Genomic DNA, 13,035 nt, shown 5'->3' with positions numbered 1-13,035 from the left:
CCCACGCTTTCCAAGGTCTGCGATTTGCTGCCTCGCGGTAGAGGCCTACACGAACCGCATCGGCGCGCCGATCTCGACACGGGCAGGCCTGTCCACAGTGCAATAGACGCCAAGATTGTGCGCGTTGTGGCGGACCAGATTGCGCAGGATGCCGGGATCGTGGTCGAAGCCGTCCTGGCTGATGATGGTGAAGCCGCAGCGGCGGCAGGCCTCCGAGACGGTCACCAGCAGGTCGCCGATTGCGAGCTTGCGGCCAATCCATTCGGTTTCGGGGAACGAGCCTTCGACCGCTTCCATGTCGATAACGATGTTGGGGCGGAAGCGGCGCGGATCGGGAATGCCTTCAGGGTGCAGCGCCTTGAGCCGCGCCAGCGATGCGGTGGTCAAGAGATGGATCGGCGCTTTGCGGTAGCGCGCCGCGGTGAGCGGGCCGGTGTAGCCGGGGGCGTTGTCCTGGCTGAACGGCCGGATCGAGGCGGCGAAGCCGAGATAGGCCGAGATGGCTTGGTCGCATTCCGCACCCGGCACTGCCAGCCAGTCGCCGTCGGGAACGGCGATCTCCAGTTCGCGACCGTTGGTGAGCCGGGTGCGGATGCGCGGCACCTTGTGCCACTTGGCGTCGCGGTCGGGCCGCGCGATCTCATTGTCCGAGACATCGACAAGGCCGAACAGCCGGTCGCCGTCGATGGTTTCAAGGCCGACCGAAATGGCGTCCTGGCGTTCGCCGGCAAACGAACTTGCGGGGTAACGCCAGAGCTCCGTGACTGCGCCCAGTGCAGCCATGAAATCCCCTCAGCCCTTCTTGTTCTGGCGGTTGGCGATCAGATCATCGACCACGGCCGGATCGGCCAGTGTCGAGGTATCGCCGAGTGCGGAAAAATCGTCCTCGGCGATCTTGCGCAGGATACGGCGCATGATCTTGCCGGAGCGGGTTTTCGGCAGTCCGGGCGCGAACTGCAGCTTGTCGGGCGAGGCGATGGCGCCGATCTCCTTGCGGACATGGGCCACGAGCTCCTTGCGCAGTTCCTCGCTCGGCTCCACGCCTTTCATCAAGGTAACGTAGCTGTAGATGCCCTGGCCCTTGATGTCGTGGGGATAGCCGACGACAGCTGCTTCCGACACCTTCTCATGGCTGACGAGCGCCGATTCGACCTCGGCCGTTCCCATGCGGTGGCCGGAAACGTTGATGACGTCGTCAACGCGGCCGGTGATCCAGTAATAGCCATCGGCGTCGCGGCGACAGCCGTCTCCGGTGAAGTATTTGCCCTTGTAGGTGGAGAAATAGGTCTGCACGAAGCGGTCGTGATCGCCATAGACGGTGCGCATCTGGCCGGGCCAGGAATCGGCAATGCAGAGATTGCCGTCGGCCGCCCCTTCCAGCACCTTGCCTTCGCCGTCGACCAGCTGCGGCTTGATGCCGAAGAAGGGCCGCGTCGCCGAACCGGCCTTGAGGTCGGTGGCGCCGGGCAGCGGCGTGATCAGAATGCCGCCGGTCTCGGTCTGCCACCATGTGTCGACGATCGGCACCTTGCCGTTGCCGACGATGTTGAAATACCACTCCCAAGCTTCCGGATTGATCGGTTCGCCGACCGAGCCCAGCACGCGCAGCGACTTGCGCGAGGTCTTCTTCACCGGTTCGTCGCCGGCGCCCATCAGCGCGCGCAGTGCCGTCGGCGCGGTGTAGAAGATGTTGACCTTGTGCTTGTCGATGACTTCCCAGAAGCGCGACTGCGAGGGGTAGTTCGGCACGCCCTCGAACATCAGCGTGGTGGCGCCGTTGGCGAGCGGGCCATAGACGATATAGCTGTGGCCGGTGACCCAACCGACATCGGCGGTGCACCAGTAGATATCGCCGTCATGGTAGTCGAAGACATATTGGTGGGTCATCGAGACATAGACGAGATAGCCGGCGGTGGTGTGCAGCACGCCCTTCGGCTTGCCGGTCGAACCTGAGGTATAGAGGATGAACAGCGGATCCTCGGCCTTCATCTTCTCCGGCTTGCAGTCGCCCTTCACCGTGGCGATCTCGTCATGGTACCAGATGTCGCGTCCCTGGACCCAGCCGGTCTTGCCGCCGGTGCGGCGAACGACGACCACCTTATCGACCTTGGTGCCGGCCTTGGCGGCGATTTCGATCGCTCTGTCGGTGTTTTCCTTCAGCGGGATCGGCTTGCCGCCGCGCAGGCCTTCGTCGGCGGTGATGACGAAGGTCGACTTGCAGTCATCGATGCGGCCGGCCAGCGCGTCCGGTGAAAAGCCGCCGAAGACGATCGAGTGGATGGCGCCGATGCGGGTGCAAGCCAGCATCGCGTAGGCCGCTTCCGGGATCATCGGCATGTAGATGGTGACGCGGTCGCCCTTCCTGACGCCGTGCTTCTTCATCACATTGGCGAGCCGGCAGACATGCTCGTAGAGCTCGTTATAGGTGATCTTCTTGTCGTCGTAGGGATTGTCGCCTTCCCAGATGATGGCTGTCTGGTTGCCGCGCTTCTTCAAATGGCGGTCGATGCAGTTGTAGGAGACGTTGGTTTCGCCGTCCTCGAACCATTTGATCGAGACCTTGCCCTCGAAGGAGGTGTTCTTGACCTTGCTGAACGGCTTGAACCAGTCGATGCGCTTGCCGTGCTTGCCCCAGAACTTGTCCGGATTCTTCACGCTGTCGGCATACCATTTGAGGTAGGTGTCGTTGTCGATCAGCGCATTCTTCTTCCACGCCGGCTGGACGCGGTGGATCTTCACCTCGGACATGTCTTCACTTTCCTCCCAAACCACCCCGCCGGCTTGACCACAGCCAGGATCACGGCGACGCAGCCGCGAATTCGGCGGCATTATTAACAGTTCCGCGCTGACGGCAACATTAGACGTTGGATTCGCGTGGCGGGATGCCGCAGCTCCCGTTTCGGTTGTATCAGCACTCGGCAGCGGTCGCTGCTAACTGCATGTTTTCGTGCATAAAACCCGACTGGGATCAGGAAAATCATAGACAGTTAAGGAACGGCGCGCACAATTCGGTGTTGGGAGGAATGGAGAATCAACTAGGCCAAGGGGCTGTCATGCGCGATCATTCCGAAATGGACCTGATGCTCAAGGGGTATGGCCTGACCACGGCCAAGATTCTGTACCATTTTCCCGACCACCCGCATCTGCTGCAGAGCTTCATCTGGCAGGATTACGATCTGGCGCCGAAGTTTCCGGTGCTGATCAAGTTCATCGAGTTCTGGAAGGCCAGGCTCGACGGGCCGCTGCATTCGATCAGCTACACGCACCAGAAGCTGATCGCGCCGAACGAATGGCGGAAGGTGGATGGGGAGTTCGTGCTGCACTGAGCGGCAGTATAGCTGATCTCCCCCGCAAGGGGGGAGATTGGCAGCTTCAACGTCGGCGATCACACCGCAGGCGGGTTCAGCCGGGCGAAACCTTCCTGGCGGTGATAGGGGAAGTACGGGTAGGGCGCGGCCACTTCGCTTGCCTTGTCGAGCTTTTTGACCTGCTCCGGCGTCAACGCCCAGCCGACGGCGCCGAGGTTCTGGCGCAGCTGTTCCTCGTTGCGGGCGCCGATGATGACCGAGGACACGGTCGGGCGCCGCAACAGCCAGTTGATGGCGATCTGCGGCACGGTCTTGCCGGTCTCTTCAGCCATCGCATCAAGCGCATCCATGACCCGGTAGAGATGTTCGTCCGCGACCGGCGGGCCGAAATCGGCGGTGTCGTGCAGCCGGCTCTTTTCCGGCAGGGGCTGGCCGCGGCGGATCTTGCCGGTCAGGCGGCCCCAGCCGAGCGGGCTCCACACCAGCGCGCCGATGCCCTGGTCGATACCGAGCGGCATCAGCTCCCATTCATAGTCGCGACCGACCAGCGAGTAGTAGACCTGATGCGCGGCGTAGCGCGGATAAGCATGCTTGTCAGCTTCCGCCAGCGATTTCATCACCTGCCAGCCGGAGAAGTTGGAGACGCCGACATAGCGCAGCTTGCCGGCGCGCACGAGGTCGTCCAGCGTCGACAACACCTCCTCGATCGGCGTGCCGGCATCGAAGGCGTGCAGCTGCAACAGGTCGATGTAATCGGTGCCCATGCGCTTCAGGGCGGCGTCGACGGCTTTGATCAGCCGCGAGCGCGACGAGCCGTAGTCGGCCGGTCTGTCGCCCATCGGCAGCGAAGTCTTGGTCGAGATCAGCACCGCGTCGCGGCGGCCTTTGATGGCTTCGCCAAGCACTTCCTCGGAGGCGCCGTTCGAATAGACATCGGCGGTGTCGAACAGATTGACGCCGGCCTCGAGGCAGATGTCGATCAGCCGCCGCGCTTCCTTGGCATCGCTGTTGCCCCAGGCCCCGAACAGCGGCCCGGAGCCGCCGAAAGTGCCGGCGCCGAAAGAGAGTGCGGGCACTTTCAGGCCCGATGCGCCGAGACGTCGATAATCCATTTTATGCTCCTTGATGATGTCGAAGAAGGATTGCGCGTGATGCTCATGACTGGGCGCAGACCGGCACCCCGATTGTGGGGGCGCGATCGAGGCGCAGCGCCAGGGCAGCGACGCCAAGAGCCGCGACCGGCAGCAAAGCGGCGATCCAGGTTAGTGAGCCGAGGCCGAGGTCATGGGCAATCACCGCGCCGCCAAGCCAAGCGCCGGCGGCATTGCCGAGGTTGAAGGCGGCGATGTTGAAGGACGAGGCGAGGCTCTGGCCCGCGCCTTGCGCCTTTTCCAGCACCCACATCTGCAGCGGCGCCACGGTGGCGAAGGCGGCGGCACCAAGCAGGCCGACATAGGTGACGGCCAGGATTTGGCTGTGGACGGCGAAGGTCATTGTGGCCAGCACCAACGCCAGCACCACGAGGCTGCCGAGCACCGCCGGCACCAACCAGCGGTCGGCGACCTTGCCGCCAAGCAGATTGCCGGCGATAAGACCGCCGCCGAAGACGAGCAGGATCGGCGACACGGCGGCTTCCCCAAAACCGGTGATCTCGGTGAGCAGCGGGGCGATGTAGGTGAAGACGGCGAAGACGCCGGCATAGCCGAGCACGGTGGTGGCGAGGCCGAGCAGCACCGGCGTGCGGCGCAGCACGGCGAGGTCGGCGCGCAGATTGGTCTTCTCGGGCGCTTCCTTGCTGCGCGGCACCAGAAGCAGGATGACGGCAAAGGCTGCCAAGCCGACCAGGGTTACCGCCCAGAAGGTGGCGCGCCAGCCGAAGGCCTGGCCTAGCCAGGTGCCGAAGGGCACGCCGAGGATGTTGGCGATAGTCAGTCCGGTGAACATCAGCGCGATCGCCGAGGCTTTCTTGTTGGGCGCGACCAGGCCGGTGGCGACCACCGAGCCGACGCCAAAGAAAGTGCCATGGGCAAAGGCGGTGATGATGCGGGCGCCCATCAGCGTCCAGTAGTCGGGGGCGATCGCACAGGCGAGGTTGCCGAGCGTGAAGATCGCCATAAGGGCCAGAAGGACGGTCTTGCGGGGCCAGTTGCCGGTGGCGATGGTCAAAAGCGGCGCGCCGATGACGACGCCCAACGCGTAGCCCGAAATCAACTGGCCGGCGGCCGAGATCGAGACTCCGAGATCTTTGCTGACATCGATCAGCAGCCCCATGATGACGAATTCGGTGACGCCGATGCCGAAGGCGCCGGCAGCGAGGGCGTAGAGAGCAAGAGGCATGGCGGTTTCCAGTTCGAACTCGAATGAACGCGCTGTCCAGATCCGCGCCCCGACCGCAGAGATCGTGTTGCCATGCCTTGTGAACCAGACTTGCCTTGGGCATATTTCCTGTGAAATAGATTCACAGATGGCCAGACCCGACATCAACCGTTCCGGCGAGATCGAAGTGTTCGTCCGCGTCGTCGAGGCGAGCAGCTTCTCGGCTGCGGCTCGTTCGCTGCGTATGACACCGTCGGCGGTGAGCAAGCTGATCGCGCGACTGGAGGCAAGGCTCGGCGCGCGGCTGGTCACCCGCTCGACGCGCAAGCTGCAGCTGACGCCGGAAGGGACGGCGTTCTATGACAGCGGGGTGCGCATCTTGGCCGATATGGCGGCGGCCGAGCGCGAGGCGGCCGTGGGTGCCGCGCCGCGCGGACGGCTGCGCGTCAACTCCTATGTGCCCTTCGGGGTGCATCGGCTGATCCCGCTGCTGCCTGATTTCCTCGAACGCTATCCCGAGATTTCGGTCGATCTGGTGCTGACCGACAGCGTCATCGATTTGATGGCTGAGCGTGCCGACGTCGCCATCCGCGCCGGGCCGCTCGGCGAATTGCGGCTGGTGGCGCGCAAGCTCGGGCAAACCCGGATGACGGTCGTTGCCGCACCGTCCTATCTCAAGACACATGGCACACCGCTGATTCCAGCCGATCTCAGCCGGCACAATCGCATGGCTTTCGGCTTTGTCCGGCATGTCGATGGCTGGCAGTTTGTCGACGCAGCTGACAATGCCATCACGGTTCCCATCGTGGGAAACACGCTGGTCGGCGATGGCGAGTCGATGCGGTTGATGGCGGTCGGCGGCGCCGGCATCGCCCGGCTGGCACACTGGCATGTGGCCGATGACATCGCGGCGGGGCGGCTGACGGCGCTGCTGGAGGATTTCAATCCGGGCGACGAGGAGCCTACCCACGCCGTCTATGTCGGCCAGGGCCGGCATTTGCCCGCACGGGTGCGGGCGTTTCTCGACTTTCTGGTCGAGAGCGTGCGGATGAGCTGAAAAGACGTTGGGGAGCCAGATGACCCCCCAAGCATCAGGCGACAGCGATGACTATTTCTTCGGGGTGAACGGCGCCGGGCGGCGACCGGCGCCCTGACGCTCCAGCATCCAGCCGGGATATTCGGCCGGCAGCGCACTGACCTCATCCAGTCTGGCGAGATCGTCGGCGTCGAGCTTCACCTCGGCCGCGGCAAGGTTCTGCTTGAGCTGCTCCATGCGGCTGGCGCCGATGATGACGCTCATGACGAAAGGTTTGGCCAGGACATAGCCGAGCGCCACCGTGGCGACGCTGACGCCGTGCTTCTGGGCGATCTCGCGCATCACGGCGACAGCCTCCCAGGCTCGGTCCTCATCGACCGGCGGGAAGTTGAAGGCGGCGCGGCGGCCTTCGCCATTGCCGGGCGCGCCGGGGCCGTATTTGCCCGACAGCAGGCCGCCGGCCATTGGCGACCAGACCATCAGGCCGAGCTTTTCCTCGTGGATGAGCGGCACGATCTCGCGCTCGAGGTCGCGGCCGGCGATCGAGTAATAGGACTGGATGGTCTCGAAGCGGGAAAATCCCTTGCGCTCGGCAACGCCCAGCGCCTTGGCGATGCGCCAGGCCGCCCAGTTGGAGACGCCGACATAGCGGACCTTACCGCTGGCAACGAGATCGTCGAGCGCCCGCAGCGTCTCGTCGATGGGGGTCACCGTATCGGTGCCGTGCAGCTGGTAGAGATCGATATGGTCGAGCTGCAGCCGTTCCAGGCTGCCCTCGACCGAATCCATGATGTGGCCGCGCGAAGAGCCGCGCTCGTTCGGGCCCTGGCCCATGGCGCCATGCACCTTGGTGGCAATGACGACGTCCGAGCGCTTGACGCCAAGATCCTTGAGCGACTGGCCAAGCAGGCGTTCGGACTGGCCGAATGAATAGACGTCGGCCGTGTCGAAGAAATTGACGCCGGCGGCGATGGAACGGGCAACGATGTCGTTGACGCCCTTCTGGTCGAGGCTGGCGATCAGGCCCCATTGGGCATTCTCGCCGGCGGCGCCGAAGGTCATGGTGCCGAGGCACAGTTCGGAGACGAACATCCCCGTATTTCCGAGTTGATTGTAGCGCATGGTGGCTCCAGCAGATTGGTGATGACGCCAAGCAAATAGGAACGGCGCGTTTCGTTTCCAGTCGTGGCGCAATCGACCTAGCGCAGTTGGCTCATAGAGCCCGTCAACCGTCGCGAGATCTTCATGCCGAAAAACCTATCAGAATTCCACGGGTCGGATCATCGTCTTTGAGCGGCGGTTGACCTCCTCGTCGAAATCGTCGTCCCACGCGGGACCGGAGAGAAGATATTCGGCAAGCGAAGGCTTTGCGCCGATCAGTTGGTCATAGTCATCAGGAGATAATACGACGGCAGCCGGCTTTCCGCGCAAGGTGATGGTTTGCGCCCCTTCTTCGTGCGCCTGTCGTACAAGCTTCGAAAGATTGTTTCTCGCGTCCCTGAGGTGCCAGTCCAAGAAGAATAGTCCTCGCTAACTCGCCGGATGTGCTCGAAACATTAGCTCGAATAGCCGAGGAACGACAGGTGTCTCACGAAGCCGAAGGCTACCGGCTTCCAAAAATCGCTGACCCGACCCGAACGCTGGTGGCGCCGAAGGCTATGGCGGTCTCGAAGTCGCCGGACATGCCCATCGACAGTTTTGCCACGCCGGCCTCCATGCCGAGCTTTTCCAGCAGGGCGAAATGCGGGCCGGGGTTTTCGTCGGCCGGCGGGATGCACATCAGGCCTTCGATGGCGAGGCCATGGACATCGCGGCAGCGGGCGACGAAGGCGACGGCGTCGCGCGGCTCGATGCCGGCCTTCTGCGGCTCCGAGCCGGTATTGACCTGGACGTAGAGTTTCGGCGTGCGGCCCTGGCGCACGATTTCCTTGGCGAGTTCGGCGGCGATCTTTTCGCGGTCGACGGTCTCGATGACGTCGGCGAGAGCGACGGCTTCCCTCGCCTTGTTCGACTGCAGCGGGCCGATCAGATGCAGTTCGATATCAGGGAATTCCGCTTTCAAGGCCGGCCATTTGCCTTGCGCTTCCTGCACGCGGTTTTCGCCGAAGACGCGCTGGCCAGCCTCGATGACCGGGCGGATGACGTCGGCCTCAAAAGTCTTCGACACCGCAACCAGCGTCACCGAACCGGCGTCGCGGCCGGCCTCGCGCTCGGCGGCAGCGATCCTCGTCTTGACGGCGAAAAACTGTTCGACGGCGCTGGCCATGTCCATATCCTGCCTGTCTTTAATCGTCTTGGCCGGCTCGCCGCAGTTGACGGGTCCGGCAATCCATGGTGAACACCGCGACGACATTTACCTTGGCCACCGGGCCTTGTCCGGCGGTCTGCGCCTGCTTTTAAGTGAAAATCATCCGATGGCAACCGAACGATACAATCCGCGCGCGTCAGAGCCCAAATGGCAGAAGGCCTGGGCCGAAAAGAAGCTGTTCGAAGCGCATAACAACGATCCAAAGCCGAAATACTACGTGCTGGAGATGTTCCCCTATCCCTCGGGGAAGATCCATATCGGCCACACCCGCAACTACACGATGGGCGATGTGGTGGCGCGCTACAAGCGGGCCAAGGGCTTCAACGTGCTGCACCCGATGGGCTGGGACGCTTTCGGCATGCCGGCCGAAAACGCGGCGATGCAGAACAAGGTCCATCCCAAGGAATGGACCTACGCCAACATCGCCGCCATGCGCGAGCAGCTCAAGATGATGGGCCTGTCGCTGGACTGGGCGCGTGAGTTCGCCACCTGCGACGTCGACTATTACCACCGCCAGCAGATGCTGTTCCTCGATTTCGTCGAAAAGGGGCTGGTGACGCGCAAATCCTCCAAGGTCAACTGGGACCCGGAGGACATGACGGTGCTCGCCAACGAGCAGGTCATCGACGGCCGTGGCTGGCGCTCGGGCGCGCTGGTCGAACAGCGCGAGCTGACGCAGTGGTTCTTCAAGATCACCGACTACGCGCAGGACCTGCTGGACTCGCTGAATGGTCTCGGCGAGTGGCCGGAAAAGGTCAAGCTGATGCAGCAGAACTGGATCGGCCGCTCGGAAGGGCTGCTGATCCGCTGGCCGCTGGCCGCTCCGGTTGGCGATGCGAAGGAACTGGAGGTCTACACGACCAGGCCCGACACCATTTTCGGCGCGTCGTTCATGGCGGTTGCCGCCGACCATCCGCTGGCCAGGAAGGCCGCCGAGACCAATCTCGATCTGGCCAAGTTCATCGACGAAATCAGGCATATGGGCACGTCGGTGGCCGCACTGGAGACGGCCGAGAAGAAAGGTTTCGACACCGGCATCCGCGTCGTGCATCCGTTCGACGACTCGTGGACGTTGCCGGTCTATGTCGCGAATTTCGTTTTGATGGAATACGGCACCGGCGCCATATTCGGCTGCCCGTCGGGCGACCAGCGCGACCTCGATTTCGCCAACAGATACGGCCTGCCGGTGATCCCGGTGGTGATGCCGGAGGATGCCGACGCCAAGACCTTCCAGGTCACGGAAGAGGCCTATGTCGATGACGGCGTGATGATCAATTCGCGTTTCCTCGACGGCATGAAGCCGGAGCAGGCGTTCGACGAGGTGGCAAAGCTCCTGGAGCAGAAGACCATAGGCGGGCGGCCAATGGCGGAGCGCAAGGTGAACTTCCGCTTGCGCGACTGGGGCATTTCGCGTCAGCGCTACTGGGGCTGCCCGATCCCGATGATCCATTGCGAGGATTGCGGCGTCGTGCCGGTGCCGAAGGCCGACCTGCCCGTCAAGCTGCCCGACGACATCGAGTTCGACCGTCCCGGCAATCCGCTCGACCGCCACCCGACCTGGCGGCATGTGAAGTGCCCGAAATGCGGCAAGGATGCGCGCCGCGAGACCGACACGATGGACACGTTCGTCGATTCGTCCTGGTATTTCGCGCGCTTTACAGCGCCCTGGGCCAACGAGCCGACGGAGCCGAAGGCTGCCGATGACTGGCTGGCCGTCGACCAGTATATTGGCGGCATCGAGCACGCGATCCTCCATCTGCTCTATTCGCGCTTCTTCACCCGCGCCATGCGCGCGACCGGGCATCTCGACCTGGCCGAGCCGTTCAAGGGCCTGTTCACGCAAGGCATGGTGGTGCATGAGACCTACCGCGTCGGCGGTGCGTCGAACAATGGCCGCTGGCTGTCGCCGGCTGAGGTCAGGATCGAGGATGTCGGCGGCAAGCGCCGCGCCATCGAGATCGCCACCGGCGAAGAGGCGGCGATCGGCTCACTCGAAAAGATGTCGAAGTCGAAGAAGAATACGGTAAGCCCGGAAGACATCACCGACGGCTACGGCGCCGACACCGCACGCTGGTTCATGCTGTCGGATTCGCCGCCCGAGCGCGACGTCGAGTGGACGGACGATGGCGCCGCCGGCGCGCACCGTTTCATCCAGCGTGTCTGGCGCCTGGTGTCCATTGCCGCCGAGACGCTCGATGGCGTCAAGCCACAGGCGGCGCAGGATGGCGAGGCCGGTGCCGTTTCCAAGGCCGCGCACAAGATCCTGAAAGCGATCGGCGAGGATATCGAGAAGCTCGGCTTCAACCGGGCCATCGCCCGCATCTACGAACTTGCCAATGCCTTGAACACGCCGCTCAACGACGTTGCCGAGGGCAAGGCCGATGCGGCGCTGAAAGGCGCCTGCAGCGAGGCGGTGGAGATCCTTGTGCATGTGGTCGCGCCGGTCATGCCGCATCTGGCCGAAGAGTGCTGGCACACGCTCGGCGGCACCGATCTGGTCGCCGAACGGCCATGGCCGGTCTACGACCCGGCGCTGGTGGTCGACAACGAGATCGTGCTGCCGGTTCAGGTCAACGGCAAGAAGCGCGGCGATTTGACAATTGCCCGCGACGCGGACCAAGGTGCGGTCGAAAAAGCGGTTCTGGCTCTCGACTTCGTGCAGAAAGCGCTGGAAGGTAAGGCGCCCCGCAAGGTGATCATCGTGCCGCAGAGGATCGTCAATGTCGTTGCCTGATTTCAAAAAGACGGGGCTTGACTTCGGAAAGACGACGCATGTGCTGCGCCGCACCGCGCTCTGCGGGCTGGTGGCCTCGATGACGCTGGTTTCGGCCTGCACGGTCAGGCCGCTCTATTCGAGCGCGCCGCTGACGGCAGGCTCGACTGTCAGCGCGTCGGCGGAGCTCGCCTCGATCGCGGTCAAGCCGGTCAAGACCCGCTATGCCCAGCAGGTCCGCAACAATCTGATCTTCGCCTTCGGCCAGGGTGCCGGCGAGACGACGGCACCGGTCTACATGCTCGATCTCGGCGTCACCGAACTGGTCGAATTGGCCGCGGTGGTGCAGATCCAGACCGACGAAGACGAGCCGACGGCAGGCACGGTGACGCTGACCGCAAACTATGTGCTGACCGATGCCAGGACCGGCGTGGTGATCGCAACCGGCAAACGGTCGATCCCATCATCCTTCGACAAGCCGACGCAGGAGTTCGCCTCCTACCGGGCACAGCTCGACGCCGAGAACCGCGCCGCGCGTGAACTGGCTGAAATGGTGAGCCTGTCGGTCGCCCAGGACTTGGTCAGGCACGGCAAGAAGGCCTGAGCATTCCCTGGCGCTGCCAACTAGACTTTTAGCAGTCCGCAACAAAAAGGCCGGTTTCCCGGCCTTTTTTCGTTTGTATCGAACCGATCTCAGCCGATCTTCTGGCCGGTCTTGGCCCAGTCGGCAGCGAACTGATCCAGGCCCTTGTCGGTCAACGGGTGCTTGACCAGCGCCTTCAGCGTCGCGGCCGGCGCGGTAACGACATCGGCGCCGATCAGGGCTGCCTGCTTGACGTGGTTCACGGTGCGAACCGATGCGACGAGGATCTCGGTGTCGAAATCGTAATTGTCGTAGATCTGCCGGATCTCCTGGATCAGCTCCATGCCGTCCGCGCCGGTATCGTCGACGCGGCCGACGAAGGGCGAGATGAACGAGGCGCCGGCCTTGGCCGCCAGCAGCGCCTGGTTGGCCGAGAAGCACAGCGTCACATTGACCATGCGGTTCATTTCGGTGCGGATCGTCCTGCAGGCACGCAAACCGTCCAGCGTCAGCGGCACCTTGATGCAGATATTGTCGGCGATCTTGGCCAGAACCTTGGCCTCGGCCATCATGTCCTTGTATTCGGACGCCACGACCTCGGCCGAGACAGGACCCTTGACGATGTCGCAGATCTGCTTGGTGACCTCGGCGATCTTGCCGCCGGATTTCAGGATCAGCGAGGGATTGGTGGTGACGCCGTCGAGCAGCCCCAAATCGTTCAGTTCCTTGATGTCCTTGATGTCAGCGGTGTCGACAAAAAATTTCATGGGG

At 63.3% G+C, this 13,035-nt stretch carries 12 protein-coding genes; 4 read left to right on the top strand and 8 right to left on the bottom strand.

The window, feature by feature from the left end; all coding sequences use genetic code 11:
• Nucleotides 1-45: 45 nt before the first annotated feature.
• Nucleotides 46-783, bottom strand: coding sequence for an MOSC domain-containing protein (locus tag AC3EML_RS02395; RefSeq protein ID WP_352462277.1), 738 nt, complete (start codon nt 781-783; stop codon nt 46-48).
• Between the two features lie 9 nt (nt 784-792).
• Nucleotides 793-2,748 (bottom strand): acetate--CoA ligase, encoded by a 1,956-nt coding sequence (acs, locus tag AC3EML_RS02390; protein ID WP_023835211.1) that lies wholly within the window; start codon nt 2,746-2,748, stop codon nt 793-795.
• A gap of 305 nt (nt 2,749-3,053) precedes the next feature.
• Here acs and AC3EML_RS02385 point away from each other — a divergent pair, with 305 nt between their 5' ends.
• Nucleotides 3,054-3,326, top strand: coding sequence for an usg protein (locus AC3EML_RS02385; protein WP_023668649.1), 273 nt, complete (start codon nt 3,054-3,056; stop codon nt 3,324-3,326).
• Between the two features lie 59 nt (nt 3,327-3,385).
• Here AC3EML_RS02385 and AC3EML_RS02380 read toward each other — a convergent pair whose 3' ends face one another.
• A complete protein-coding gene (locus tag AC3EML_RS02380) occupies nt 3,386-4,420 on the bottom strand; it encodes an aldo/keto reductase (protein WP_352462275.1) in 1,035 nt (344 codons plus the stop codon).
• Nucleotides 4,421-4,463: 43 nt separating this feature from the next.
• Nucleotides 4,464-5,645, bottom strand: coding sequence for an MFS transporter (locus AC3EML_RS02375; RefSeq protein ID WP_352520807.1), 1,182 nt, complete (start codon nt 5,643-5,645; stop codon nt 4,464-4,466).
• 127 nt (nt 5,646-5,772) lie between these two features.
• Between AC3EML_RS02375 and AC3EML_RS02370 the strand changes: the two genes are divergently transcribed.
• Nucleotides 5,773-6,681 (top strand): LysR family transcriptional regulator, encoded by a 909-nt coding sequence (locus tag AC3EML_RS02370; RefSeq protein WP_460221649.1) that lies wholly within the window; start codon nt 5,773-5,775, stop codon nt 6,679-6,681.
• Nucleotides 6,682-6,732: 51 nt separating this feature from the next.
• Here AC3EML_RS02370 and AC3EML_RS02365 read toward each other — a convergent pair whose 3' ends face one another.
• The 3 genes from AC3EML_RS02365 to AC3EML_RS02355 form a co-directional block, all read right to left on the bottom strand.
• Complete coding sequence (locus AC3EML_RS02365; protein WP_352520808.1) at nt 6,733-7,782, bottom strand: aldo/keto reductase; 1,050 nt, start codon at nt 7,780-7,782, stop codon at nt 6,733-6,735.
• A 138-nt stretch (nt 7,783-7,920) separates the two neighbouring features.
• Nucleotides 7,921-8,175: a type II toxin-antitoxin system Phd/YefM family antitoxin gene (locus AC3EML_RS02360; RefSeq protein WP_023668654.1), complete on the bottom strand. Its 255-nt coding sequence runs from the start codon at nt 8,173-8,175 to the stop codon at nt 7,921-7,923.
• An 88-nt stretch (nt 8,176-8,263) separates the two neighbouring features.
• Nucleotides 8,264-8,926: a YggS family pyridoxal phosphate-dependent enzyme gene (locus AC3EML_RS02355; RefSeq protein ID WP_023815279.1), complete on the bottom strand. Its 663-nt coding sequence runs from the start codon at nt 8,924-8,926 to the stop codon at nt 8,264-8,266.
• 148 nt (nt 8,927-9,074) lie between these two features.
• On the opposite strand from AC3EML_RS02355, the gene leuS reads away from it, so the two are divergent.
• Complete coding sequence (gene leuS / locus AC3EML_RS02350) at nt 9,075-11,702, top strand: leucine--tRNA ligase (protein WP_352520809.1); 2,628 nt, start codon at nt 9,075-9,077, stop codon at nt 11,700-11,702.
• A complete protein-coding gene (locus AC3EML_RS02345) occupies nt 11,689-12,285 on the top strand; it encodes an LPS assembly lipoprotein LptE (protein WP_488505151.1) in 597 nt (198 codons plus the stop codon). Before leuS ends, AC3EML_RS02345 begins: the two co-directional genes overlap by 14 nt.
• Before the next feature lie 89 nt (nt 12,286-12,374).
• Here AC3EML_RS02345 and fsa read toward each other — a convergent pair whose 3' ends face one another.
• Nucleotides 12,375-13,031: a fructose-6-phosphate aldolase gene (gene fsa / locus AC3EML_RS02340; RefSeq protein WP_023693184.1), complete on the bottom strand. Its 657-nt coding sequence runs from the start codon at nt 13,029-13,031 to the stop codon at nt 12,375-12,377.
• Nucleotides 13,032-13,035 lie beyond the last annotated feature (4 nt).

The sequence above is a fragment of the Mesorhizobium sp. P170090 genome, from assembly GCF_057786115.1.
This window is presented reverse-complemented; position numbering and strand designations above follow the sequence as displayed.

What these genes read in the sequence shown, in the direction of transcription:
- AC3EML_RS02395 (WP_352462277.1), bottom strand. Translation starts at nt 783, where the DNA reads ATGGCTGCACTGGGCGCAGTCACGGAGCTCTGGCGTTACCCCGCAAGT.
- acs (WP_023835211.1), bottom strand. Translation starts at nt 2,748, where the DNA reads ATGTCCGAGGTGAAGATCCACCGCGTCCAGCCGGCGTGGAAGAAGAAT.
- AC3EML_RS02385 (WP_023668649.1), top strand. Translation starts at nt 3,054, where the DNA reads ATGCGCGATCATTCCGAAATGGACCTGATGCTCAAGGGGTATGGCCTG.
- AC3EML_RS02380 (WP_352462275.1), bottom strand. Translation starts at nt 4,420, where the DNA reads ATGGATTATCGACGTCTCGGCGCATCGGGCCTGAAAGTGCCCGCACTC.
- AC3EML_RS02375 (WP_352520807.1), bottom strand. Translation starts at nt 5,645, where the DNA reads ATGCCTCTTGCTCTCTACGCCCTCGCTGCCGGCGCCTTCGGCATCGGC.
- AC3EML_RS02370 (WP_460221649.1), top strand. Translation starts at nt 5,773, where the DNA reads ATGGCCAGACCCGACATCAACCGTTCCGGCGAGATCGAAGTGTTCGTC.
- AC3EML_RS02365 (WP_352520808.1), bottom strand. Translation starts at nt 7,782, where the DNA reads ATGCGCTACAATCAACTCGGAAATACGGGGATGTTCGTCTCCGAACTG.
- AC3EML_RS02355 (WP_023815279.1), bottom strand. Translation starts at nt 8,926, where the DNA reads ATGGCCAGCGCCGTCGAACAGTTTTTCGCCGTCAAGACGAGGATCGCT.
- leuS (WP_352520809.1), top strand. Translation starts at nt 9,075, where the DNA reads ATGGCAACCGAACGATACAATCCGCGCGCGTCAGAGCCCAAATGGCAG.
- AC3EML_RS02345 (WP_488505151.1), top strand. Translation starts at nt 11,689, where the DNA reads ATGTCGTTGCCTGATTTCAAAAAGACGGGGCTTGACTTCGGAAAGACG.
- fsa (WP_023693184.1), bottom strand. Translation starts at nt 13,031, where the DNA reads ATGAAATTTTTTGTCGACACCGCTGACATCAAGGACATCAAGGAACTG.